Origin of the sequence: Acinetobacter sp. Ac_3412, assembly GCF_013072675.1 — a bacterium.
Classification (GTDB): Bacteria; Pseudomonadota; Gammaproteobacteria; order Pseudomonadales; family Moraxellaceae; genus Acinetobacter; species Acinetobacter higginsii.
Genome location: NZ_LXUJ01000008.1, coordinates 82,289 through 108,198, shown reverse-complemented (window position 1 = coordinate 108,198; position 25,910 = coordinate 82,289). Strand labels below are relative to the sequence as shown.

Annotated in this window: 23 protein-coding genes; 8 read left to right on the top strand and 15 right to left on the bottom strand. The window is 40.2% G+C overall.

Going from position 1 to position 25,910, the window contains the following annotated elements; all coding sequences use genetic code 11:
• Positions 1–56 precede the first annotated feature (56 nt).
• Positions 57–758 carry a VIT family protein gene (locus A7P54_RS08045; RefSeq protein ID WP_171549260.1) on the bottom strand — a complete coding sequence of 234 codons (702 nt, stop codon included), beginning with the start codon at positions 756–758 and terminating at the stop codon, positions 57–59.
• Positions 759–988: 230 nt separating this feature from the next.
• On the opposite strand from A7P54_RS08045, the gene A7P54_RS08040 reads away from it, so the two are divergent.
• The gene (locus A7P54_RS08040) at positions 989–2,203 is read left to right on the top strand and encodes a hypothetical protein (protein ID WP_216077061.1); all 1,215 of its coding nucleotides are present in this window, start codon (positions 989–991) and stop codon (positions 2,201–2,203) included.
• Here the strand turns inward: A7P54_RS08040 and A7P54_RS08035 are convergent.
• The 9 genes from A7P54_RS08035 to A7P54_RS07995 form a co-directional block, all read right to left on the bottom strand.
• Complete coding sequence (locus tag A7P54_RS08035) at positions 2,200–3,102, bottom strand: hypothetical protein (protein ID WP_171549259.1); 903 nt, start codon at positions 3,100–3,102, stop codon at positions 2,200–2,202. The genes A7P54_RS08040 and A7P54_RS08035 overlap by 4 nt on opposite strands.
• The gene (locus tag A7P54_RS08030; RefSeq protein WP_171549258.1) at positions 3,080–4,927 is read right to left on the bottom strand and encodes a hypothetical protein; all 1,848 of its coding nucleotides are present in this window, start codon (positions 4,925–4,927) and stop codon (positions 3,080–3,082) included. Before A7P54_RS08030 ends, A7P54_RS08035 begins: the two co-directional genes overlap by 23 nt.
• Positions 4,928–6,178: a glycosyltransferase gene (locus A7P54_RS08025; protein ID WP_171549257.1), complete on the bottom strand. Its 1,251-nt coding sequence runs from the start codon at positions 6,176–6,178 to the stop codon at positions 4,928–4,930.
• Entirely contained in the window at positions 6,165–7,070 is a 906-nt protein-coding gene (locus tag A7P54_RS08020) for a hypothetical protein (protein ID WP_171549256.1), read from the bottom strand. Before A7P54_RS08020 ends, A7P54_RS08025 begins: the two co-directional genes overlap by 14 nt.
• Positions 7,070–7,819, bottom strand: coding sequence for a hypothetical protein (locus A7P54_RS08015; RefSeq protein ID WP_216077060.1), 750 nt, complete (start codon positions 7,817–7,819; stop codon positions 7,070–7,072). Before A7P54_RS08015 ends, A7P54_RS08020 begins: the two co-directional genes overlap by 1 nt.
• 185 nt (positions 7,820–8,004) lie before the next feature.
• Positions 8,005–9,444 carry a deoxyribodipyrimidine photo-lyase gene (gene phrB, locus A7P54_RS08010; RefSeq protein ID WP_171549254.1) on the bottom strand — a complete coding sequence of 480 codons (1,440 nt, stop codon included), beginning with the start codon at positions 9,442–9,444 and terminating at the stop codon, positions 8,005–8,007.
• A 119-nt stretch (positions 9,445–9,563) separates the two neighbouring features.
• The gene (locus tag A7P54_RS08005) at positions 9,564–10,046 is read right to left on the bottom strand and encodes a peptidylprolyl isomerase (RefSeq protein ID WP_004801387.1); all 483 of its coding nucleotides are present in this window, start codon (positions 10,044–10,046) and stop codon (positions 9,564–9,566) included.
• Positions 10,047–10,171: 125 nt separating this feature from the next.
• Positions 10,172–11,458: an NAD(P)/FAD-dependent oxidoreductase gene (locus A7P54_RS08000; RefSeq protein ID WP_005322983.1), complete on the bottom strand. Its 1,287-nt coding sequence runs from the start codon at positions 11,456–11,458 to the stop codon at positions 10,172–10,174.
• Between the two features lie 95 nt (positions 11,459–11,553).
• Positions 11,554–12,873, bottom strand: coding sequence for a D-alanyl-D-alanine carboxypeptidase PBP6B (locus A7P54_RS07995; protein WP_171549253.1), 1,320 nt, complete (start codon positions 12,871–12,873; stop codon positions 11,554–11,556).
• Between the two features lie 170 nt (positions 12,874–13,043).
• Here A7P54_RS07995 and A7P54_RS07990 point away from each other — a divergent pair, with 170 nt between their 5' ends.
• The gene (locus A7P54_RS07990) at positions 13,044–14,747 is read left to right on the top strand and encodes a PDZ domain-containing protein (protein ID WP_171549252.1); all 1,704 of its coding nucleotides are present in this window, start codon (positions 13,044–13,046) and stop codon (positions 14,745–14,747) included.
• Positions 14,748–14,783: 36 nt separating this feature from the next.
• Here the strand turns inward: A7P54_RS07990 and uraH are convergent, their stop codons facing one another.
• Together uraH and A7P54_RS07980 are read right to left on the bottom strand one after the other, a co-directional pair.
• On the bottom strand, positions 14,784–15,185 hold the full coding sequence (gene uraH / locus A7P54_RS07985; RefSeq protein WP_171549251.1) for a hydroxyisourate hydrolase: 402 nt from the start codon (positions 15,183–15,185) through the stop codon (positions 14,784–14,786).
• Positions 15,186–15,307: 122 nt separating this feature from the next.
• Positions 15,308–16,000, bottom strand: a complete 693-nt coding sequence (locus A7P54_RS07980; RefSeq protein WP_171549250.1) for an outer membrane beta-barrel protein — start codon at positions 15,998–16,000, stop codon at positions 15,308–15,310.
• 150 nt (positions 16,001–16,150) lie between these two features.
• Between A7P54_RS07980 and A7P54_RS07975 the strand changes: the two genes are divergently transcribed.
• From A7P54_RS07975 to A7P54_RS07965, 3 genes are all read left to right on the top strand, one after another.
• Positions 16,151–16,834 (top strand): heavy metal response regulator transcription factor, encoded by a 684-nt coding sequence (locus A7P54_RS07975; protein WP_005184130.1) that lies wholly within the window; start codon positions 16,151–16,153, stop codon positions 16,832–16,834.
• Positions 16,818–18,194, top strand: a complete 1,377-nt coding sequence (locus A7P54_RS07970; RefSeq protein ID WP_171549249.1) for a heavy metal sensor histidine kinase — start codon at positions 16,818–16,820, stop codon at positions 18,192–18,194. Before A7P54_RS07975 ends, A7P54_RS07970 begins: the two co-directional genes overlap by 17 nt.
• Before the next feature lie 328 nt (positions 18,195–18,522).
• Entirely contained in the window at positions 18,523–20,754 is a 2,232-nt protein-coding gene (locus A7P54_RS07965) for an NADP-dependent isocitrate dehydrogenase (protein ID WP_171549248.1), read from the top strand.
• 86 nt (positions 20,755–20,840) lie between these two features.
• On the opposite strand, the gene A7P54_RS07960 is transcribed toward A7P54_RS07965, so the two are convergent.
• Positions 20,841–21,659, bottom strand: a complete 819-nt coding sequence (locus A7P54_RS07960) for an rRNA large subunit pseudouridine synthase E (protein WP_171549247.1) — start codon at positions 21,657–21,659, stop codon at positions 20,841–20,843.
• A 194-nt stretch (positions 21,660–21,853) separates the two neighbouring features.
• Here A7P54_RS07960 and icd point away from each other — a divergent pair, with 194 nt between their 5' ends.
• Positions 21,854–23,110 (top strand): NADP-dependent isocitrate dehydrogenase, encoded by a 1,257-nt coding sequence (icd, locus tag A7P54_RS07955; protein ID WP_005202280.1) that lies wholly within the window; start codon positions 21,854–21,856, stop codon positions 23,108–23,110.
• A gap of 138 nt (positions 23,111–23,248) precedes the next feature.
• Complete coding sequence (locus A7P54_RS07950) at positions 23,249–23,869, top strand: pentapeptide repeat-containing protein (RefSeq protein ID WP_171549246.1); 621 nt, start codon at positions 23,249–23,251, stop codon at positions 23,867–23,869.
• A 78-nt stretch (positions 23,870–23,947) separates the two neighbouring features.
• Here the strand turns inward: A7P54_RS07950 and A7P54_RS07945 are convergent, their stop codons facing one another.
• Positions 23,948–24,112 carry a DUF1427 family protein gene (locus tag A7P54_RS07945; protein ID WP_004801360.1) on the bottom strand — a complete coding sequence of 55 codons (165 nt, stop codon included), beginning with the start codon at positions 24,110–24,112 and terminating at the stop codon, positions 23,948–23,950.
• 12 nt (positions 24,113–24,124) lie between these two features.
• The gene (locus A7P54_RS07940; protein WP_171549313.1) at positions 24,125–24,736 is read right to left on the bottom strand and encodes a DJ-1/PfpI family protein; all 612 of its coding nucleotides are present in this window, start codon (positions 24,734–24,736) and stop codon (positions 24,125–24,127) included.
• Between the two features lie 272 nt (positions 24,737–25,008).
• On the opposite strand from A7P54_RS07940, the gene A7P54_RS07935 reads away from it, so the two are divergent.
• Positions 25,009–25,827: a PhzF family phenazine biosynthesis protein gene (locus tag A7P54_RS07935; RefSeq protein WP_171549245.1), complete on the top strand. Its 819-nt coding sequence runs from the start codon at positions 25,009–25,011 to the stop codon at positions 25,825–25,827.
• The last annotated feature ends 83 nt before the right edge of the window (positions 25,828–25,910 follow it).

Sequence of the window (25,910 nt, the reverse complement as noted above, 5' to 3'; positions counted from 1 at the left end):
AATCGCTATTTACTTGTTGAATATAGACGTTATTTTTATATTAAAAACTTAGCTTTCTATATAGGTGTGACATTAAACAGAGAGCCGACCCAACTAGAAAATGCCATTGCCAATACGCCCCATAACGTAATACGTATACTGCCTTTTAACATAGAGGTACGGGCGAAGTAACTGGATAAAGCACCTAATAAGGCCAATGAAATAACACCTGTGATCAGGACTGAGCGTGCGACCCACGTGCTTGGACTGAGTAAAATCGCGAGCATGGGGAGGGCCGCACCACAAGAGAAAGACGCTGCTGAGGACAAAGCCGCTTGAACTGGGTTGGCAGCAGTATTTTCATGAATCCCAATTTCATCTCGTGCATGTGCACCGAGAGCATCGTGTTCAGTCAGTTGCTTGGCAACCTCGTGGGCAAGCTCAGGATTCAAACCCCGTGAAATATAAATCTGAGTCAGTTCTTTTAATTCAGCATGTGGGTTTTTTTCTAGTTCTCTAGCCTCAAATCGCAGATCAGATTTTTCAATGTCTTCTTGAGATTTGACCGAAATGTATTCGCCAGCTGCCATTGAGGTAGCACCAGAAATGAGTCCTGCGATACAGGTAATCAATAAGGTATGAGAACTTGCGCCGCTCGCAGCCATACCCATAATTAAACTGGTGACGGAAATAATGCCATCATTGGCACCTAAAACAGCGGCTCTCAGCCAGCCAGAACGTTGTATCACATGCGGTTCTGCATGTTGGGAATAGGACATAATCTTGCTCTTTTAGATTGAGTGAATTTCATTATTTATAAAAGTGAATGTAGCGAATATTTGTAAAATTCTATTGATGATTCATAAACTTAATCTATTATAAAATAACTTATTTTAACGATAGCATAACCATGATTTGGTTATAATATGTGAATAATTTAACACTTTAACTTTAGATTACATTGACTTTTTATTGTCTATATTCTGAGTATTTTTAGTTGAGATCTGCGATGAACAATTCCAAAAATAAGCTGCTGAGTCATACACTATTAATTTTAGGTCTTATCTTACCAGTTCAATATGCATTCAGTGCTGATTCTGATTTTGTCAAAGAAGGGGATGCAGCATATAAACCAGGTAACCCAATTTATGATCGTTGGGACAAGTTTTATAAAATTGAACAAAGCCAGCCAGTAGAAGCTGAGAAAATCTTGCTTGAATTAGGACAACTCACGCCACAAGATATCAAGGTTTGGAAAAGTCTGACTTATTTGCAGATTCGCTTAAATAAACAAAATGATGCTATTCAAAGTGTGCGTAAGGCTGAACAGCTTGCACCCGAAGATGATCAACTGAAATTACAAGAAGCGTATTTGTTGAATCAGCAAAAAAGGAACAAAGAAGCCTTAGTGATTTTTAAGAATTTATCGACCTCATCCGACGCTGAAATTGCTACAAAAGCGCAGCAAGCAGTGCAAAACCTGAGCGGGGCATCTGTTCCCTCGACGTTTAAAGATGTGTATTTTGCCCCGTCTTATGAGTCACGTTATGACGATTTCATTTTTCCCTTAAAAATGCGTTATGGGAAGAATCTTGATAATGGACGGGCGCAAGTCTATGGCTTTGTGAATCTAAACCGTGACACAAAATCTAAAGGCGGCGTACGTCCAGAAATTATTGATGAGAATGCAGTGACGATTGGCGTAGGAGCGAATTACCAACCTTGGCAATCAATTCCGATCCGTGCTTATTTAGAAGTGGGTGGCAGCTATGATCTGATTGACCGTAATCGGGATAAATTCCGGGAAAGTGTAGTGGGTGGGGTCACTGGCTATCAAGAGTGGTATGCAAACCCAGCGATTGAGCAGCGTACGATTTGGAATGATTATTTTACGGATCTGTATGGCAATGTCGCGAGTTACTCTCGCGAGGACTATAATGTAATTGCTGATTTACGCTTGCGTTCAGGCTTCAATGTATATCGCGGTGAAGTAGGTACCGTACAAGCCTATGGCAAACTGCATACTTTGGCAGATTCTAAAGGCGAAAATTACAATAATTTATTTGAATATGGTGCAGGCGTTGCTTGGCAGCCGTTTAACTATGTTCCAGTAAAATTAAGAATTGAACGACTGTATGGACATTACTTTAAAGATGCTTTAGCTGATGGCACTGAAAACTATAACAACACACGTACTGAACTGGTTTTTTATAAGAGTTTTTAAGGAGTGATCTCTGTGCTATGAGCTCGATACTTTAGCCTATACCACAATGCAACTGCATAAACTGTCATACGGTTCATATAATGTGGACCGTCAAAAATATACACTTTTTGTCCTTCGTAGGCTTTCAGTTGTTGCATGATTTCCCATGGGTAGGCGGAGCGAAACTTTCCGCCTTTCACGGGACGAAAAGATTCTAATACAATCACAATATTGTCCTTACCAAATTCTTTTTGAAGGTCTTCTAGCACGACTCGGGCTTGTTGAGGTGAACGCGTTCCAACGCCAACACCATCTTGGAAGAATACACCTGTGTGGCTTGGCAACCAGCTTTTTAACCAGGAATCTAAATGTTCAGGTGCTTGTTCGCCACTATAGATACTGATCCAAAGTGGTTTGGGCAAAGTTCGAATGGCTTTGGCAAGATCATCTACACAAATCCAAGTTGGGTCTGCTTCTACAGGAAAGTAATAACCTTTAAGAGGAATGAACTTGGTATTCTCTATTATTTTCTTAGAATTTTCAGCAAGTTGTAATACATTGGAGCGAGCTAGCTTCTCATCATATTCTCCTGCTAATCCAAGTAAAATATGCTGAGCCCATGCTTTTTGCTGGAGCTGTTTCAGATTAATGTTTTTATCCCATTTTTCTAAACCCATGTCATGATCAAACCATGATTTAGATTGCACCACCGACCATTGTGGCACGAAAGTAGAAACACCCAGTAAGTCCCAATTGCCTGACGGTGGCGTTGTAGCCAAGTCAGGTTGCCAGAACATACCTTCAATTTGTGGAGGTTGTACATCTGTTTTGAGATGATGAATACAACCTCCTAAAAATAACAGGGCTGATAAAGCAAGCGTGATTAACGTTGTGGATTTAGTCAGCCTTATTTTTAGCATTTGGTCTTTTTCGCCAGTACCAGAGCAAAATTGCAAGAACCATGATAGCAGAGATTATAACGACCAAGATAAAGAATGATGATTGCTTAACAAGAGGGGCTTTCTGGTTACCGACCATAATCTTTTGTAAAATGAAGACCTGACCACTTTCAGTCACCAATATCTTGCTGGCATTATTGGGGATATTTTGTTGAACCTTTTCCCAAAGCTTGGTGAAGTTTTGAGCGCCTTGCATCGAGTCAGTAATAATATCAAAGCGTTGATCATGGAAACTGACCAAGAAGCCATTCACAGTCGCAGGTGGGTAAAGTGTGCTTTGGTGCATTAATACCTGTTGGCGATAGATATTGGGGTTGACCTGTACATTGAGAAGTTCGGGTTTTGCTGGATCAAGTTTGACTAGATTGAGTGGGATTGGATCATTGGTCATCAGCATTTTTTTAGCCACTTGGCTGACGATCATCGCGATTTCCAAGCTTCCCGCATTGCTATCAATCGCAATGGTTGGATGGGTTGCAAAAGTCATTGATAAGGATGCAACCCCATTTTTGAGTTTATGCGGGAGTTTTACCGTCGATTTTTGTGTATCAATCCAGAGAGAACCTTTTGCGGTTGGTAAACATTGTGAATTTACAATCACCGAATTTTCAAGCTTTAAGTTAAAGGTCGTATTGTTCGAAATAGTTTTGGCAAAATAGTTAAATTGTCGATTTACTGGGTCCGAATCTAAATTGGCTGTTTTCAAACTCCCCGCAAAACCGCCATCAATCCAAGTAGTAATGTTAGAGCCTTCCAATAAACCACTCTGCACACGCAATGCAATTTGACCTTGTAAAATATCCGTTGGCTGCCAAACTGCGGGGAAGTTGAGGAAGAGATTTTTTTCAGCTTGGTTCAAGCGGAAATCACTAATACCTAAATCGGCAAGGGTGTGAATTTGTTTGATTTTAGCCCAGTTTGGTGCTGCAAGCTTATTGGGAAGAAAGGTTGCTGAGGTATTCAGTTGTTGTAAATATTCTGAATTGAGTAAGCCGTTAATTGCAGAGGTCAGTTTTTCTGGTTGGTCATATTGAATTTGTAAGGTTGGAATATCATTGGCAGTGCTAATTTGCACTAAAGTCCCTTTAGGTAAAGGACTGGCTGATTTTACAATTTCAATATAAAAGTTGGGTGTTTGCTCCGTTGGTGCGTTTTGTTCATACCATTGGATAGGCGTGACTGAACCCCATGCACTGATCAAACGTCCTAGCATTGAAGCTTCATTGACATTTGCGGGATTATATTTCAAGACTCCAACAAATGGCGTTGGACGGACAACCTGTGGGTTAAATAAAGCATCAGGCAAATCTTTTAAGCGATAAACGGGGCGGTGGCGTGTATATTCAATTTTAGAATTACTTAAATAAGTTACCTGATCGACATCCTCACTACAGAAGGTAGTCCGGTCAGCAGCAGGCGAGGTATTTGGTGAATACTGCTGTAAAATAAAATCTAAACGATGAAAACCGTTTTGAGTTGCAGGAATGTCGAAGCTTAATGTACCGTCGCCATTTAAGGTGGTGTTGTAGATCAGCTTGTCATCAAATTTGACGAGTAAAGTGGTGAAATGCTCTGTGGAGTAGTCGCTAGTAAAACGGATGTTCTGCCATTCAGAGCCTTTGCCCACATAAAAGAAGTGCGGTTCAATGGTATATTTATTGGACGTGTTGATGTTGTCAAAGGTCCATGTATTTAATGTATCCGCAGATGTGAATACGGGCAAGGAGAGGACTACACTTGCAAGCATAGCTTTTAAAAATGGATGATGTAAGGTTTTATTTTTCATTTATTTTTTCTCCTTGCTACGCTCAGTTTTATACCACTGTAACGAGTTTCCCTGAATCTTATTTTTAAGCATGTCATAAGCCGCTTTAAACACGATAAATAAGAACACTTGTGAATACGTGACATAAGATAAAACCGCGAAGAAATATAGTTGAGGTTTGGCTCTTTCTAAAGATAGGGTGAACCACATTTGTGCGACATATAAACAGAAGGATAGGCCCCAAAGTAACGTAAATGGACCAGGAACGGTAATCCCTGCAATACCCAATAAGCCTAACGTTAAAGTGATGTGACTCCAGATCAGCGCAGGTACAAATAGCACATAGCACATGATGTTGTTAAAAATTTCGATGCCGATAGGGAATGGTTTTCGAAGTGCGATCGGTAAATATTTACTGGTAACGTAGAAATTCCCTTGAGTCCAACGTGAGCGTTGTTTTACAAATACACTTAGAGAAGGAGGGTCTTGTTGCCAACCAACCGCGTAGGGTACCCATTTAATCCGTCTTTGCCCGAGGAAAATTCTAAAGCTCATCTCGGTATCATCGACCAAAGATTTTTCATCAAAACCACCTAGCGTTTCTAGAGCATCGCGCCAGATTACGTAATTGGTGCCCATTAAGGTCGACAGTTCAAAACGCTGCCAACGGCCACCTTGGAAAATCCATTGGAAGAAAATAAACTCGATCGCAATAAAACGAGTCAAAATACTGTCACGCCAGTTACGGGTACGGACTTTACCATTCACTGCGACTAATTTTTTATCGGCCAGCAAGGTTTGGGCTAATAGACGTACACAGTCGGGTTCAGGGGTACTGTCAGCATCGTAGACGACGATCAGTTCTCCCGTGGCATGCGGTAAACCGTTGTTGAGTGTACGAGATTTACCTTTGCCACCCATACCTTTCGGTACATTAACAATTTTAATGCAAGGATAAATGGCCGCCATTCTTTCAGCAATTTCTAGCGTATTGTCTTTTGAACCATCATTAATCAGTAGTACTTCATAGGCATGTGAAGGATAATCCTGTTGTGCAATCGCATGTAAAGTGTCTTCGATGACCACACCTTCGTTATAGGCTGGAATCAAGACACTTAATACGGGCCATCGTTCAGGAATAGGCAGATTTTCCAGTTCTTTTGCTGCATTTTTAGAATATTTCCATGCCTGAAAGCTCAACCATGCCCAAAAGGCTTGTGGAATCCAGATCCCAAGAAAACCAAATAAGAAAAGAATATCAATTGCGGGCATTTATTCTTCTCCTACGAATGATAGAAATAATCAAGATCAGGAGTAATCCGCCGCCAAGTAATAAAGAAATCCAGGAAATAGAACTCCCAAATGTGCTGAGTAAACTCGGATAATGTGCCGAATAGATATAATCCAGTGGAATAACCACTGTACTTAGCCCAATCAAAATATAGCCAAATAAACTGGTTTCAACTCCATCCGTACTGCTGCTAAATTGTGTGCGATTCAGATCCCATGAGATCCCCAGTTTTGGATACTCAATAGTATTTACGGGCATTCCAAGTGGTGGATTAATTACCACTTGATAACCTGAGCTTTGTGCAGGATCGGTAATCGCTTGATAAAAATAGTGCTGATGATGTTGAATTTTACGTGCTGGAATACGTAATTCATCAGGGAGGTCTGATTGAATAATATAACTACCAGCGGGTTGAGCAATCAGGTTTTCATCCCAACCCGTTTCAATCAATGCCGCTAAGGGACGTAGGCCAATGGCAGTTGAGAAAGTTGCTTTAGCTGCAAAATACTTTGCATGAGCCATTTGATAGAAGGCAACAGGAATAGCACCTTCATTGACGGCTTTTTTAATTTTATAATATTTAACCGCGCTAAAATATTCATTGGGTAAAATCACACCTGGTTTAACGCCTTGTTCAACCAATTGTTTAAAGCTTTCGGAGTCCAACTGATCAGATGTGAACACAGGCCACCATGTCACAGGCTGAGGAAAGAATTCAGCAACCGTTTGCGGTGTTTGAATTTGAGTACTTAGATCCGTTTTTGCTGCTTCGATCTGACAGTGATAGTACTGCTGATAAAATTGCTGCAAGGTTGTATCTGGGAAATGGCTGGTTGCAACCAATACACCACAGATATTGAGTAATACTGACATCAGCGCACCTCTCGACTGGAAGGTACTAAGTATTCAGTATGTTGCTCAATATGCAGTTTGAGTACAGTCAGTTCCTGAAGGTCTTGAATGAAGTGTGGATAGATGTGATGTTCATCAATGCTCGGTTCGTGAATGACAATACTTTTAATTTCACTGAGTTCTTCATTAATGAAATGGTAAATCACACTCTCTCTTTCATTTGAAAGAATCGCCATAATTTTATTCTGGGTTTCTTTCCAGATGTCTTCGCCCAGCATTTCACGAATTAGTACGGTATTATTGATATGAGTGCTAATAATTTTATAGTGATCTTTATGCGTGAGCTGCAATAGCTTTTTTAATTCGCCTTGGAAATGTTTTAAGGCGGTCAGCGGTAAGATATCGTGTTGATAATTACGATCATAACTTTGGATTGCACGAAAGCTTTTTAAGGCATTTTGAATATTATGACGTATTGCACTTAAAAAGATCGGGGTAATTGGTAGCACAAACAATAATAGCAGTTGACGTTCGACATAGGTTTGATTGGCGAGGTCAAGGAAAAAATAGACAGCAACCCCAACAAATGTGACGAGCCCCAGAACTAAGGCCATACCAACATTTAAAAAAGCCCCTGAAATTAACAAAATAAGTAAAAACACCCAGCTTCCGCGATAACTTGCTGGCAGCCACTCGTACGCAACGATACCCATAAAGATTTGGGCAGAGATAATCCACAAGACGAGTGCTGGAGCCGGATTTTTTTGCATAATAATTTTAGTTTTAATACATGTCTTTTGTGAAGAAGTTAGCATTATTTTACAGTTTTGACGACAGTTTTTCTGTTGTTAGCTTTGTAAAATAATTTTATAAACAGTAACATACAGTATAGTCTGTATTTCAAAATAATAAAAAGTATCCTATTTTAGAAGTTTATTTAACTTATGTAAGCTCTTTAATTTGATTTGAATGCATCGATTGCACGTAGCCGACTGGCCTTTAAATCCACTATCGGCTTAGGATAATCCAGTATTAAAGCCTGATTTTTTGCATAAGGTTCATGAATCATTTTGTTATCAAGATGGGCAAGTTCTGGAATCCATTGACGGATATATTCGCCTTCAGGATCAAACTTTTGTGATTGCGTCGTTGGATTAAACACACGGAAATAAGGAACAGCATCCGTGCCTGTCGAAGCACACCATTGCCATCCCCCATTATTGGCAGCCAAGTCACCATCAATCAGGTGCTGCATAAACCATTGTTCACCTTTACGCCAGTCGATGAGTAGGTTTTTGCTTAAGAACATGGCGCAGATCATACGGACTCGATTATGCATCCAACCCGTGGCTAACATTTGCCGCATACCTGCATCAATAATTGGAATCCCTGTTTGTCCTTGTTGCCATTTTTCTAAAGCAATAGGATCATCTCGCCAGTTGATCTTTTGGGTCTGGGATTGAAAGGGCTGATGTTTGGAGACTTTGGGAAAATCAAACAAGATATGTTGGTAGAACTCACGCCAAAGTAATTCATCTAACCATGTTTGTTGGCCTTCAGATTGAATCTCAAAATGACCGTGTTGCTGTCTAAACAGGGCTTGCAGGCATTGCCGAATCGAAATAATCCCAATATTTAAATAGGCTGATAACTGACTGGTGCCTGAAACAGCCGGTAAATCACGTGCAGTTTTATAAGCTGCTAAGTGCTCATCAATAAATTGATCTAAGAGTATGAGTGCATGTGCTTCTCCAACTTGCCATTTGCTAAAGTTGGTATCTTGGATTTGTTTTATATAGTCGCGTTGTAATGTTTGGATGTCATCTTGTTGAAAGGCGGATATATCCAGCGACAGTGGTTGCTGCTCCGTTGGGGAGGGATAACATTGGGGTAAACCGTGCTGTAAACGTTGATAGCAGGTTTTCTTAAATGCACCAAAAACCTGATAGGGCGAGTTAGATTGATTGCGGATAGAGGCCACTGGAAATAGAGTTCGATCATGGAAAAGGATCAATTCTTTTTTATATTGATTGATTTGATGCTGTACAGTCTGATCTCGTTTGAGTTCATTGATCCCAAGTTCGATATTGGCATATATATTTTCAATATTAAGTTTTTGCATTAAACGTGAGAAAAAATCAGGGATATCTTTCCAAAATGGAATTGTTTGAACCAGCAGGGGAATATTCAGGTCTGCAAGTTGCTGTTTGAGTTGTTGTAATTGACGTAGATAAAATTCGATTTTAATCGCTGCATCGTCATGTTGCTGCCACTGCGCAGGGGACAAAATGATAAGTGCAATTGTAGGGCCTGCCTGAGTCGCATGCCAAAGTGCTGCATGATCATGGATTCTTAAATCTTGGCGAAACCAAATCAGTTGATAGGTCTGAGACATAGCTGTGGATTGTAATCGAAAGTTGAATAACGTTAAGCGATTTTTCGATTTTGGAAAAGTGCTTGGCAATAAAAAAGCAAAGCCGAAGCTTTGCTTTTTCCATCTAATTCAAAAATGAATTAGTGGTGGTGACCACCTGCACCGTGAACGTGACCATGATCTAATTCTTCTTGAGAAGCATCACGGATTTCAACGATTTCTACTTCAAAAGTAAGATCTTGGCCAGCAAGTGGGAAGTTCGCATCAACGATGATGTTGTCGCCTTCAATCGCTTTAACAGTTACGATTTGAACGCCATCATCAGTTTGAGCTTGGAATTGCATACCAGGTTGGATGTTGTCCACACCTTGGAACATTTGAGCTGGAACTTCTTGAACGAGGTCTGGGTTATATTCGCCATAACCTTCAGCAGCTGGAACGTTTACAGTGAATTTTTCGCCTACAGTTTTACCTGTAAGTGCATTTTCTAAACCAGGAATGATGTTGCCTGCGCCGTGCAAATATGCAAGTGGTTCACCTTGAGATTGATCAAGTGTTTCACCCTCAGCGTTTGTTAAAGTGTAGTGGAATGAAACCACGTGGTTAAGTGCAATAGCAGTCATGTTTTGAATCCATGTCATCAATAGTTTTAGCTGTATATCATAAAGTGAAAAATAGATTTTGTTGACTATTTTCCACTTTTTGAAACGATTTAGTTAAATATTGAGACGAAATATCAAATTTCAACTCAATACAGCTTAATTTTTGGACGTACACGACGCGTTAGAAAATCCTTCATGGTCAGCATACCTGCTTGGGTATAGCCATGAATATTGGCTTGATGCAATCGGTATAACGATACATACATGGTTTTTGCAATAAAGCCCTGTACGCTGACATCGCCTAACAACTCGCCTACAGCTTGATTATGGCTTAATGACACCAGAGATCCTTTCTCATTAAAGCTAAACATTGGTTGCGGAGAACCCGACAAACGTGCGGCCATTGCATCGACCAAGAATGTTGCTTGCTGACTTGCCACTTGCGCACGTGGGCCTAATGGCGGTTGACGCGCATCTAATTGACAGTTGGCGCAATCACCAAAGGCAAATACATTTGGGTCAGAATAAGTCTGTAGTGTTGCATACACCATTAAACGATTAATCTTGTCACGTTTAAAATCAGTAAATGATTCTAGAACTTTCGGTGCTTTGACGCCTGCTGCCCAAACCGTAATATCGGAGTGCAAGACACTGCCATTACTAAAATAGACATTTGATTCATCGACTTTTTGCACTTTATGTTGGGTCAGAATTTCAATACCCATTTTTTTCAGTTGCTTGGCACTGTGTGCAGCCGTTTTTTCAGTCAGTGCAGGGAGAATGCGATCAGAGGCTTCAATTAGGGTAATCTTAACCTGCTTTGGATCAATTTTCTTTAAACCATATCGATAAAAGTTTTTCGTGGTTTCAATTAGTTCCGCTGCAAGTTCAACCCCCGTTGCACCTGCACCAACAATGCCAATATTTAAAGCACGTTCAGTTGGTTGGTTTTGTGCTTCGATATATAGATGAAACAAATCTTGTTGGAAGATATCAGCCTGTTTTCGACTATCTAAGAAGTGGCAATGTTCACGCACACCTTCGGTACCGAAGTCATTGGATACAGAACCAACTGCAAGTATCAGCGTATCGTAACTGAGACTTTGAGTCAGGGGAGTATGTTCTTTAGAAAGCTGTGGGGGAGAAAGTGTAATTTGTTTTTGATCTTTATTGACATCGATTAAGGTGCCTAGGACAAACTCAAAATGATGTTTTTCTGCGTGAGCAAAATAATTGGTTTGTTCTTCGTGAGGATTAAGTGAACCTGCTGCGATTTCGTGAAGGAGAGGTTTCCATATGTGAGTGAGGTTTTGGTCAACTAGGGTAATTCGGGCTTTCTTGCGTCGACCAAAACGTTCTCCTAGTTGTGTCGCAAGCTCTAAACCACCTGCGCCACCGCCTACAATCACGATATGATGTAAGGTTTTACTCATGATTAACCTAATTTTTTTTGTGAAAGGATGGCAGGATTATGCCATCCTTTTTTTTATATTGTATTGGTAATCTTGATAGAAATAGTAGGTTTTTTTTAACCTTGGTTTAAAGGGTAAAGTTTTGGGTTTTTAGTGTCATTTGTTGAGAAAAAACTGAACAAATTCGAAAACCAGATCATAATTTTCTGAAAAATATTGGCTTCTTCAATCTGTACATCATTCTCAATTTGTAAGCTACGTATCAATTGATTGTTTTGATAAATCGATACCGTTGCCAAGTTCATGACTTGAGTCAAAGGGGCAGTTAAATGCTGTTCATTGAGCTCAATATTGATATGTGTATTGGTGGTTTGAAGCGGTTCAACGGTCGTGACTTGCTGGTTGGCATCTGTCAAATGAATACGTTGGGTGAGTAAGTCAAAAGTGTTTAAATCAATCGGTGCGGTTTGACCATATAAAGAAGTGGTCACAATGGTCGGTTGCTGTGTTTCAACTTTAAATATCTTCAAAGTTGATTTAATCACAGGCAATTCGGCAATCAACCTTTGCTTTGGAATTATTTCTTCATCGCGGGTATAGGTATAGGCCAAGTTCATTAACTTATGTGCCACTTCAGCACGTTTTACTGCGCTAGGTGTACCTAATACCACAACAATCAAACGACGTTTTTCAACTTGTGGATTAAAGGTCGGACGCTCAGCAGTGAGGGCTAAGTTGTAACCCGCCGCTTTGGTAAAACCTGTTTTTAAGCCATCTGCAGTTGGATCCATTTTCAAAGCAAGATTGGTTGCATGATGGAAGCGTTGGTTATAACTAAAACTTGGCATTTTTGAATAATATAAATATTCAGGGGTTTGATTCACAATCGCTTTTGCAAGTAGGCTTAAATCTGCTGCTGTTGAATAATGATCGGTCATGGTAATCCCAGCAGGATTGCTGAAATGTGTATCTTTCATGCCCAATGCTTGTGCTTCTTGATTCATACGAGCAACGAACTGCGGCACACTGCCTGAAATTTTTTCAGCAAGGGTGACTGCCGCATCATTGGCAGACATCACAATTAAACCTGCCAAAAGCTGATCCACAGAAATCTGTTCGCCAGCTTTCAGGTACATCTGTGACTCATCCCACATCACTGTGCTGACCACAGGTGTAGCAGTCAGTACTTCTTCTTTACGTAATTTACCTGCTTCGATCTCTTTTAATGCGATATAGGCAACCATCATTTTGGTTAAAGAAGCAGGTGCACGTTGAACGTGGCTATTGTGTTCAGCAATGATTTGTCCTGATTGAGCATCAATCACCGACCATGCTTGTGCTTCAACTGTTTCAGGTGCGATGTTCAGTAAATTTGCATGTGCAAGGTTTGCACAGACGAGACTAAACAACGTAAAGAGGGAGAGGAGAAATTTCACGTGAATACCTTGTATTGCCGATCCGATGGCCCAGAATGCGAGACAAGAATGCTATGACTTTTTTGTTGAAGAATCCAGCAACTTTTGCTGACAATTACGACATCTACGCATGACTTTGTAAAAAAATGCTAAGCTGTGTGAAATTGTTCCTATTTTCATGATTAAAAATTATGTTGCACTACCAAATTGAGTTCGACGATTATCGCCAGCACCTGATTCATGTCACACTTCGTTTTCTTGCAAATCCCAATCAAGAACTTTGGCTACCGACTTGGATTCCCGGTAGTTATTTGATTCGAGAATTCTCAAAACATATTGAATCGGTTAAAGCGTCTGATGAAGCAGGGCGTTTGTTAAGCATTAAAAAAACAGAAAAAAATCGTTGGCGTTTATTCAATACCGATCACGAACTGATCACGGTTGAATATGATGTCTATGCCTATGATTTGTCTGTACGTGGTGCCTATGTCGATCAAACACGGTTATATGTTAATCCAGCATGTGTTTGTTTAGGGCTGATAGATCAAGAACAAGCAGCATGTGAGCTTGAACTATTCTTACCTGATGAATTAAAACATTTTCAAATCGCAACAGGTTTGCCATCAAAAAGCTTGGTGAAGGGGCGTTTCACCTTAAAAGCGGAAAATTATGATCAACTGATTGATAGTCCATTTGAATTGGCAGAGCAAAGTCGTTTTAGTTTTGAAGCCAACGGTATTCCACATGAGTTTGTAATCTCAGGGAAGCACACGACCAATTTGTCACGTTTAGAGGCAGACATTCAAAAGATCTGCCAGACTGAAATCAACATGTTTGGTTCAGCACCATTCCAAAACTATACCTTTATGACCATGGCCACAGGCAATAGTTATGGTGGTTTGGAGCACTGCAACAGTACCAGCTTAATTACACCACGTGATGATTTACCGAAGGCAGATGAAACAGAAGAACCTTCTAAAGATTATCAACGCTTCTTAGGTCTATGCAGCCATGAGTATTTTCATTCATGGTTAGTGAAATTTATTCGTCCTGAAAATTTTGCCAACTATGATTTGCATAAAGAATCGTACACCAGCTTACTGTGGATTTTTGAGGGTTTTACGTCTTATTACGATGATTTGATTTTATTTCGTAGTGGCGTGATTTCGCAGAAGTCTTATCTAGAATTACTGAAAGCGCAAATTGATCGTTACTTACAAAATCCAGGACGCTTGATTCAATCGGTTTCCGAGTCGAGTTTTGATGCATGGATTAAGTTCTATCGTCAGGATGAAAACTCAAATAATGCAGGGACCAGCTACTATAACAAAGGGAGTTTAGTGGCACTTTGTCTTGATTTGGGCTTACGTTTGCGTGGATCCAACTTAGATGCTTTGATGCGTCGTTTGTATGAAAATACTCAAAACGGCATTCAGGTCAATGACCGCACTATTTTTGAATTATGTAATGAACTGACAGGTGATAACTGGATCGAGCAGATCAATCATTTGATCAACACCACGGATGAATTACCACTCGATCAATTATTCCCTGAATTTGGTTTAAGTTATAACATCAAAGATGATAAGGCTTTGCCTTTTGGCTTAAAAGTGGCTGATAAAGCGGAAGGTGTGGTGGTGCAACAGCTTCGTCGTGACAGTGCCGCAGCTCAAGCGGGCTTGTCGGCAAATGATGTCATTATCGCGATTGATGGTATCAAAGCATCAGAAAAACTTTTAGCGAAATATGCGAAACAAAAAGGTCGCTTTACAGTTTATGCATTCCGTCGCGATGAGTTATTACAACTGGAACTGCAAGCGGGTGAAAACACACTGACAACAGTTGAGCTCAAAGTTGAAGACCAACAAAAAGTTGACCGCTGGTTGAAGGGTTAGAACTTGATAAAAAGGACGCTATGAGCGTCCTTTTTATTAGCTGCCACGATAGGTAGAATAACCATAGGGGCTAAGCAGTAATGGAATGTGATAGTGCGGTAAGGTTCCATCAACTTCAAAAATAACAGGAATTTCAGGAAAAAAGCTGCTTTGCTTTTGCGCTTTATACCAGTCACCTGTTTTAAACGTCACTTTATAAATACCCGACTTTAATTGCTGTTGCGTCGGATAAAGAGCAGTAATTCGTCCATTCTGATCAGTTTTGGCCTGATTGATTTCTATCCATTGATTTTTTTGTTGTGCTTCGAGAACAACGGTGACATCAGCAGCAGGTAGACCATTTTGCTGATTGAGAACATGCACACTCAATGGGTTTGTTGCTGCGAATAAGCTGCTTGAAACCGATAGTGCGGCGATGGCGAATAGATTTTTATACATAGCAAAATTCCACCTTTCTTGATCAATGTTTCCTATTGCCGTCAGTTGTTGTGAGGGCAATGCTTAGGCATGGGATAGGAGCGCAAAAAAACACTGCTAATCAGTGCTTTTTTAATGCTGTTTTAGAATGAATATCTTGCGCCTAGATAGAACTCGCTTGAGTATAGATGTGCTTTCATCTGTTCATCTTGCAAACTACGCGCATTGGCAAAGTTGTTTAACCCGCTATCGGCTTTACCCAAGTCTACATAACGGTAGCCCAAATCAAGGTTAAGGTTATCAATTGCTTTATAACTAGCACCTGCACCTATGCTATACACCAGTTGAGTTTCGGTATTTGCAAGGTATTGGCGAGAGGTATTACCTTGCCAGCCTGAAGATTCCGTACGTGCAACACCTAGTCCAAGATTGCCGTATACAGCGACATTTTGCATGACTTCAAAATCACGATAAGCATTCAACATCAAGCGTTGTGTATCGATTTTATGATGATTGAGGCTGGTTGGAAAGTTGCTTGAACCACTGGTAAATTCAGCATTATTTTTAAAGGTATATTCACCTTCAGTACGCCAACCATTGCCAAAGTCATAGCCGAAACCCAATGAGGTATTGGTTAAATCTTTTTTATCTTTACCCGCGATAAATTGACCAATCCCTGGGCGTAAGCTGGTTTCCATATTGTCGGCTTGGAGCTTAGCAGCGGCAACTTTTGCAGAGATATAATAACCTGCATTATTTACGTCCTGAGCGTAACTCAGGGATACAGCAGTCAGTAAAACAGATGAAACTGCGAAACGGGTGAGTAGCTTGTCCATATTCAATTTTCCAAAATCAGTAGAGGAACATTTGGTGATGAAAATCTTTATTTCCTCAGAACATGGTAGGAAGAAAAAAATCTTGGCGTGATGACAATTGGATTACCGATTTGTAATCTTGGCAATGAATAAACAAGGTTAAGATGTGGGATGCATATTTTAATTGTCGAAGATGAATCTAAAATCGCGCAGTTTTTAGCGAAAGGATTAAATGAATCAGGTTATACCTGTGCTATTGCAAAAGATGGCATAGAAGCATTGTCACGCTTGCAACGAGAGGCATTTGATTTACTGATTTTGGATGTGATGTTGCCACAATTGGACGGTTGGCAAGTTTTACAAACGTTACGTACTTTTTCGAAAATGCCAGTTTTAATGCTAACTGCAAAAGATCATGTTCTGGATCGAGTAAAAGGGTTGGAGCTTGGGGCCGATGATTATTTAATTAAACCATTTTCTTATGTGGAACTATTGGCAAGGATCAAAAGCCTGTTACGCCGTGTACCGAATGTAGAAAAAGAAATTTATCAAATTTCAAACTTAAGCTTAAACCGACTCAGTCGGGAAGTGTATCGTGCTGATACTAAAATTGATTTAACTGCCAAAGAGTTTGTGTTGTTACAGTTGTTGATTCAACATCGTGGTGAAGTACTCACACGAACGCAAATTGCCTCAATGGTTTGGAATATTAATTTTGATACGGATACCAACGTGGTGGATGTTGCGATACGCCGATTAAGGGCAAAGATTGATGATCATTTTGTTCCCAAGTTAATTTATACCGTCAGGGGCATGGGCTATAAGGTTGATTTAAAAGATGGCAATAATGAATAGACTGTCATTGGCTTCCCGCTTAAGTATTGCCTTTAGCTTAATTTCCTGCGTAGTTTTTATCAGTATTGGCGGTTTGTCTTATCAAAATTTTCGTGAAATGGTCTATACCCAGCAAGATAAGGCCTTGGCTGCTCGGATCAAACGGATGGAAGTTTTTTTGACCGATGCACATACCGTTCAGATATTGGGGAAATATCCTAAACTTTATGAAAATATGGTGGGGCACGAGGACAGTATTTTTATTGTCAAAGAATCAGCACGGGATCTGATCAGGATTAATCCATTACAGATCAAAATCCCTGAACTGAATTATTCAAATAAAATTCAGTATCGTAATAATACAGTTGAGCATCCGAGTACACGCTTTGCATTTCAATCCATCCAATATGGTCACGAGCAGTATCAATTGATTGCAGGACAACAATGGGATGGGGCGAATCAGATCCTGAGTCAATATTTTTGGAAAGTCTTATTTTATAGCGGTCTAGGCATTTTGTTGTCCAGTCTTCTGGGATTTATGGTGGGACATTATTTATTCCGTTCCATGCGTACTTTGATTGCCGAGACCAGTAAAATTAATGTGCAAAAACTGAATCATCGTATTGAGGTTGAATCCACTAATATTGAGGTTCAGCAACTGAGTCAGGCGATGAATGAAATGCTGGATAAAATTCAACAGGATTATCAGAAACTGGCGCAATTTTCAGAAGATATTGCACATGAACTGAGAACACCACTGAATAATTTAATGGGACAAACTCAGATTCTATTGTCACAACCCCGTAAAACAGAAGAATTAGAAAATTTATTATATTCGCATTTGGAAGAGTATGAACGACTCACCAAAATGATCGAAAGCATGCTGTTCATTGCACGTTCTGAACATGATGAACAGATGCTTGAGAAAAAGTCAGTCAATGTCAAACAGCTGATGAGGAATGTTATTGATTATTTTGATTGTTTGATTGAAGAACATCAGATGACGCTCCAACTGGATGTCATGGATGATTTCAATATCATGGCGAATGAAGCATTAATCCAGCGTGCGATTGCGAATTTAATCAGTAATGCCATTTTACATGGGCGAGCGCATGGTGTGATTGCAGTAGCGGTAAAGCAACGTGATTTAAATTGTGTCATGACGATTGTGACAGAAGGCGTTTTTATTGATGAAAAGCATTTGCCTTACTTATTCGACCGGTTTTATCAGGTCGATGAAAGTCGACATCAAAAAGCACAAACAGGTGGTCTGGGGTTGGCTATTGTGAGCTCAATTATGCAGTTACATGCAGGTTCAACTGAGGTCGAAAATCGATTTGAAGGGGTGGCGTTTAAATTGATCTTACCACTAAAGAATTAACGTAATCTTCATCAAGCTCTGTCAAAATAGGGTTCATGCTTAAGCAATATGCATATTTGTTTGCTAAATGATCAATTCAGTACGTTCATTTAAAGTTGGCAGTGGTTTGTATTTGAAAAGACATAACTTGACCTCATATATACATACCAGAACGCTACTATTATATCATTTTGTAGTATTTTTTATCGAAATGTCGTTATCACAGGATATTGCGTTGACTAGCATGTGATGAACGCTGATACTCTCAAGTTTGTTCAAGCAAATCGGTTCTAGGAGCTGGGCCACAAGCGCAGTTTTCCATAACTCAATCCAACACAAGGGGCTATATATGGCTGGTGGAAAGTCAAAAATCATTTACACACTGACTGATGAGGCGCCTTTATTAGCGACTTATTCATTACTACCGATCATTGAGACCTTTACAAAACCTGCTGGCATTGAGATTGTTAAAAGTGACATCTCAGTTGCGGTTCGTGTGCTCGCAGAATTTTCAGATTACCTCAAAGATGAGCAAAAGGTAAACAATAACCTTGCGGAGTTAGGTCGTCTTACGCAAGATCCAGATACCAATATCATTAAACTTCCGAACATCAGTGCTTCTGTTGCTCAGCTTGTTTCATGTATTAAAGAGCTCCAGTCGAAGGGCTATGCAATTCCTGATTATCCAGAAAACCCAACCACTGAAGAAGAAAAAGAAATCAAGGCGCGTTATGGCAAATGCCTTGGTTCAGCTGTAAACCCAGTATTGCGTGAAGGTAACTCTGACCGTCGTGCACCAGCTGCGGTAAAAAATTATGCGAAAAAACACCCGCACTCAATGAGCGAGTGGAAGCAGTGGTCACAGACTCACGTTTCTCACATGGATGAAGGCGACTTCTACCATGGCGAAAAATCAATGACTTTAGACCGTGCACGTAATGTGAAAATGGAACTCATCACTAAGTCTGGTGAAACCATTGTGCTTAAGCCAAAAGTTGCACTTCAAGATGGCGAAATCATTGACTCAATGTTTATGAGCAAGAAAGCGCTTTGCGATTTCTATGAAAAAGAACTTGAAGATTGTCGTGAAGCGGGCATTTTGTTCTCATTACACGTGAAAGCAACCATGATGAAAGTGTCACACCCGATCGTATTCGGTCACTGTGTGAAAATTTATTACAAAGATGCTTTTGAAAAACACGGTAAATTGTTTGATGAACTCGGTATTAACGTAAACAACGGTATGGCTGGTCTTTATGAAAAGATTGCAACTTTACCGACGTCTTTACGTGAAGAAATCATCGAAGATTTACATGCTTGCCAAGAACACCGTCCTGCGCTTGCAATGGTTGATTCTGCAAAAGGCATCACCAACTTCCATTCACCAAACGATGTGATTGTCGATGCTTCTATGCCTGCAATGATTCGTGGTGGCGGTAAAATGTGGGGTGCTGACGGCAAACCTTACGACTGTAAAGCAGTAATGCCTGAATCAACTTTCGCACGTATCTACCAAGAAATGATCAATTTCTGTAAGTGGAATGGTAACTTTGACCCACGTACTATGGGTACTGTGCCTAACGTTGGTTTGATGGCGCAAAAAGCAGAAGAATACGGTTCACACGATAAGACTTTTGAAATTTCAGAAGCGGGTATTGCCAACATTACTGATTTAGACACAGGTGAAGTGTTGATGTCACAAAATGTGGAAGAAGGCGACATCTGGCGTATGTGTCAGGTGAAAGATGCACCGATTCGTGACTGGGTGAAACTTGCGGTAACACGTGCACGTAATTCAGGTATGCCAGCAATCTTCTGGTTGGACCCATACCGTCCACATGAAAATGAATTGATCAAGAAAGTTGAAAAATACTTGAAAGATCATGACACTACTGGTCTTGATATCCAAATCATGTCACAAGTACGTGCAATGCGTTATACGCTTGAGCGTGTAGCACGTGGTTTAGATACCATTTCGGTAACGGGTAACATCTTACGTGATTACTTAACTGACTTGTTCCCAATTATGGAATTGGGTACTTCAGCGAAAATGTTGTCAATCGTGCCGTTAATGGCTGGCGGCGGCATGTATGAAACAGGTGCGGGTGGTTCAGCACCGAAACATGTACAGCAGTTAGTTGAAGAAAACCACTTACGTTGGGATTCACTCGGTGAGTTCCTTGCGTTAGCTGTATCTTTAGAAGAGCTTGGTATCAAAGAAAGTAATGACCGTGCGAAATTACTTGCCAAGACACTTGATCAAGCGACAGGAAAATTGTTGGATAACGACAAATCGCCATCACGTCGTACAGGTGAGTTAGATAACCGTGGCAGCCACTTCTATTTAGCATTGTACTGGGCTGAAGCATTAGCAGCTCAAGATGAAGATGCTGAGTTAAAAGCGAAATTTGCTCCGCTTGCAAAGTCACTTGCTGAAAACGAACAGAAGATTGTTGCTGAGCTTGCTCAAGTACAAGGTCAAGCTGCTGATATCGGTGGTTACTATGCAATCGATCCAGCGAAAGTAAATGCGGTAATGCGTCCAAGTGCAACGTTTAATACCACACTTGCGTCACTTTAATTGTTGATATATCACCGACAACATTGTCGGTGATATAAAAAAGCCGATATAAAAATATCGGCTTTTTTATGCGCTCAATTTAGATTTTAACGACCGTTACGGCTACGTCCGCGTGGTGCTTTGGTATTTGGACGAGTTGTACCATTGGTCTTACGACGTGGTTTATCTGCATCATCAGTTTGCCAAATACGGGTTGTACCACCGCCAGCTTTTTTCTTACCTTTAAATGGTTTTTCACCTCTTTCTTCACGTGCTTTATCTTTGGCACGAGAGAAATGCGGTTTATTATTCGATTTTTTCACGAAAGAACGACCTTCATAAGGCTTGTCAGCTGGAACGTCTTTAAAGTCTGGATAAAGTAAAGGTTCGATTTCGAGTTGTTCACCAGGCTGTAAACCGAGTTTGACGAGATCAATGCTGCCAATTTGAGTACGAATAAGACGTAAAGTCGGGAAACCCACAGCCGCTGTCATACGACGTACTTGACGATTACGACCTTCACAGATTTGTAGTTCGATCCAAGTCGTTGGAATATTTGCACGATAACGTACTGGTGGGTTACGTTCCCATAGCCATTCAGGTTGATCAACTTTACGTGCTTTGGCAGGTAAAGTCATACCATCTGCAAGTTCAACACCTTTTTGCAGTTTTTCAATTGCTTCTTCTGTGACATCACCATCAACTTGAGCAAGATAAGTTTTATATTTCTTATTATCAGGGTGGGTGATGAATTGATTTAAACCACCGTGATCAGTAAGAAACATTAAACCTTCGGAGTCTAAATCTAGACGTCCTGCAATACGAAGTTCAGGATCTTTAATAAAACTTGAAACTGTTAAATGTTTTTCATCTTCGCGAAACTGTGACAAAACGTCAAAAGGTTTATTAAATACGACTACTTTCATATGGATATACTACTTTTGGCTATGGGCGGCATCATAACAATAAAGGTTTCTATTTAATGGAGAAATGTTGTTATTTCCCGTATAAATCTCAAAAAAACCTGTTTTGAACTAAACTGTTTCATGCAATAAAAAACGAAAGTATGCCATAGAAGGCATAGAGATAATCGCTAAATACATGAGGGAGAACCTACAAAATGGGTTATCAGAAGATTGTGGTTCCTGCTGATGGAGACAAAATCACAGTAAATGCAGACCTGTCATTGAATGTTCCAAATCGTCCAATCATCCCTTTTATTGAAGGTGATGGTATTGGTGTGGATATTACACCAGCAATGAAGGCAGTAGTAGATGCCGCCGTGCTAAAAGCTTACGGTGGCAAACGTTCAATCGAATGGATGGAAGTCTACTGCGGCGAAAAAGCAGATAAAATTTATGGCAATTATATGCCAGAAGAAACTTTTGATGCTTTACGCGAGTTTATTATATCAATAAAAGGCCCTTTGACTACACCTGTTGGAGGCGGTATTCGTTCTTTGAATGTTGCATTACGTCAAGAACTCGATCTATATGTCTGTGTGCGTCCAGTACGTTGGTTTGAAGGCGTGCCTTCACCTGTGCAACATCCAGAACTTACTGATATGGTGATTTTCCGTGAAAACTCAGAAGATATCTATGCAGGGATTGAATGGAAGGCTGATTCTCCAGAGGCGAAAAAAGTCATTAAATTTTTGCAAGAAGAAATGGGTGTGACCAAAATCCGATTCCCTAAAGATTGTGGTATCGGCATTAAGCCTGTTTCTAAAGAAGGAACCCAACGTCTGGTGCGTAAAGCCATTCAGTTTGCGATTGATAATGACAAACCTTCTGTGACGCTAGTACACAAAGGCAACATCATGAAATACACCGAAGGTGCATTTAAAGAGTGGGGCTATGAACTTGCGATGGAGCGTTTTGGTGGGCAGCTGCTGGATGGTGGGCCTTGGGTAAAAATTAAAAATCCGAAAACTGGCAAAGACATTATTATTAAAGATGTGATTGCCGATGCATTCTTACAGCAAATTTTAATGCGTCCAGCCGATTATTCCGTGATTGCGACACTGAACTTAAATGGTGACTATATTTCTGATGCACTTGCAGCAGAAGTGGGCGGCATTGGGATTGCGCCGGGCGCGAATATTGGTGGTGCAATAGCAGTTTATGAAGCAACACATGGCACTGCACCGAAGTATGCGGGGCAAGATAAGGTCAATCCAGGCTCGATTATTCTCTCTGCCGAAATGATGCTGCGTGATATGGGCTGGGTTGAAGCTGCAGATCTAATCATTCAAGGTGTTTCGGGTGCAATTTCAGCCAAGACCGTGACGTACGACTTTGAGCGTTTAATGCCCAATGCAACTTTATTACGTTGTTCTGAATTTGGACAAGCTATAATCCAGCATATGGAAGATTAAAGTCTAAGTATGAAATGAAAGAGTGGTTTTGCCGCTCTTTTTTTATTTTAAATTGAGATAAATAAGTCATGAGAAAAACATGTACAAAATTGAATGTATGACATATTTTGATGTATTCGAAAATAAAAACTGAACATCATGGCGGAAAGAAAATATGGTGCAGTAGCACCGAAAACAACAGAAACCATTACCAGTTTGGATTGGTATGGACAAGTACTCAATAATCAAAAATATGAGCGGACGCTATTTGTTGACTTAGATCTGTCAGAAGCCCAAAGCACAGGTGCGATTTTTAATGAATGTACTTTTCGACGAGCACGGTTTAATGCATCGGTTCATCAGCATAGCGCGTTTTTAAATTGTACTTTCTATTTCTGCAATTTCTTTGATAGTAAATTCACCGACTGCAAGTTGGTCGGTAGCATGTTTAGTGATTGTCAGTTTCACCATATGCGGGTTGAGGACAGTGATTGGGCTTTTGTTGGATTACCGGGCGCGGATTTAGAGAAAGCTTCTTTTTTGCGAACCTGTTTAAGAGAAGCTGATTTGACTGGGGCGCGTTGCCATGGAAGTTCGATTCGAGAGAGTGATCTCTCTGGTGCATGGCTACACCGCGCAGATTTTACCGAGTGTGATTTAAGAGGCAGTGATTTGAGTGCTTTAGATCCGAAAGAAACGCAGATTAAAGATGCGATTATTAGCCTTGATCAAACGCTGATGATTGCTGAAAACCTAGGCTTCGATGTCAGAATTGATTGATTCTGGGAAAGAGGTTTTATCAAAATGAGTGGTTTTAGGCCACTCATTTTTATGGGAGATGGAATAAAACTTATCTTTCTATGAAAGATAGAGTCGAATAAAAGGGAGCAATTGTTCACCCATCACAATGCCCAATAAACCCAGTAATGCCACAATGGGTGGTGCAGGTGCTTTCACATCGAGTAGGTAATACAGCACACCGACCAATACGCCAACCGCGAGCGATAATAAATAAATCTTCATATGCAGCGTTGATCAGCCTGCTTTTACTTTACAAAAGGGATCAACGTTTGGATTGCTATTCCAGATATATTCGGCCTCTTCAGCACAAAGCTGGGCAATTTTTTCACCCTGTGTGTTATGGATGAAGGCAAGAGTCATATCCATACCTGCACTTACACCCGATGAGGTATAGAATTTCCCATCAATCACCCAACGGGCTTGGGCTTGCCACAACACTTGGTCATTGAGTTTTTGCACAAATTCAAATGCCATTTTATTCGATGTTGCCTTAACACCATTTAAAACAGCTGTCGCTGCAAGCAATGAACTACCTGTACAAATGGTCAGCACGTGTTTGCTTTGAGCTGCTAAAGTTTTGAGTTGATCAAGAAACTGTTGATTTTTAATTAATTCAAAAGTCACGATGCCACCAGGAACAAGCAGAATACTTTGGTCATTCACGTGCATTTCGCTAAAGGATTTGGTTTGAATACAAACACCATGCTTATTGGAAACTAGACCGCCATTCAGGCTATAAAACTGGACTTGATAATGTTCGTGCAGTAAGCCAAACAATTCAACAGGGCCCATAATGTCGAGGGTTTCAAAATCTTCAAATACGACAGCATTTACAGGAATACGCATGGTTTTTCTCGCTTGTTTAATCTGCGTCATACCATAGTGAGCTTCAAATTTTTTATTGTGAATATTCTGTATGGCTTATTTTGAATTATGCTAAATCAGTGGACATTTAGATCGATCTGTTAGCAAGCGGAGTATTGTTTTTGCTTAATTTTAAAGCATTTAGTGTGCTTGAATCAGAAATGCACGGTGTATCGCAAATTTAAAAAAATCTGTATCTATACTTTATAGGCCAAATGTTCAAAATAATTGAAAAATAGAGAGAGTGCTGTGACATGAAGACGTACCAAGTTGATGCTTTTACAAAAGAATTATTTAAAGGAAATCCCGCGGCTGTGATCGTGGTTGATGAATGGTTAGATGATCGTTTGATGCAGAATATTGCCATGGAAAATAATCTGTCTGAAACGGCTTTTGTAAAAACGATTGATGAAACCAATTATGAGATTCGTTGGTTTTCTCCACTCAATGAGGTTGCATTTTGTGGGCATGCGACTTTAGCCAGTGCATTTGTTTTATTTAAAGACTTTACCAAGGTAGAAACAATCCAGTTCCATGTACGCGATCTGGGGATTTTTATTGTCAGCCAAGATGTGGATGGCAAAATTAAAATGAATTTCCCGATTCGTAAAGCAGAGTTAGTTACTGATTATCCTCAAGTATTACGTGAAGGACTTACCAAGCCATTTAAAGCAGTTTATCGTAATGTCCAAGCCTATATTATTGAATATGAAACGGTGCAAGATGTATTGGATGAACAACCTGATCTGGAAAAGCTAAAACAACTTGGACAAGTTCGTACAGCGATTACTGCTTCTCAACCCGATGTTGCAATTACCGCCAGAGGTGAAGGGCAGTTTGATTGTGTTTCTCGTTATTTTGCACCAGCAATTGGTATTGATGAAGATCCAGTAACCGGTTCAATCCATACTGCAATCGTTCCACTTTGGGCTGAAAAATTGAATCAGACTCGATTAACAGCCTTTCAGGCATCTAAACGCGGTGGGATTTTAGAATGTGTCATTGCATCTGAAGATCGTATTGAAATTTCAGGCTATGCCAAATTGTATATGCAAGCCGAACTGACAATCTGATTTTTAGCTTAAACTGTGCAAAAATAAAGATAAAAGCTGTTTAAATAAACAGCTTTTTTCAAAACATAACTATTAAAAATGCG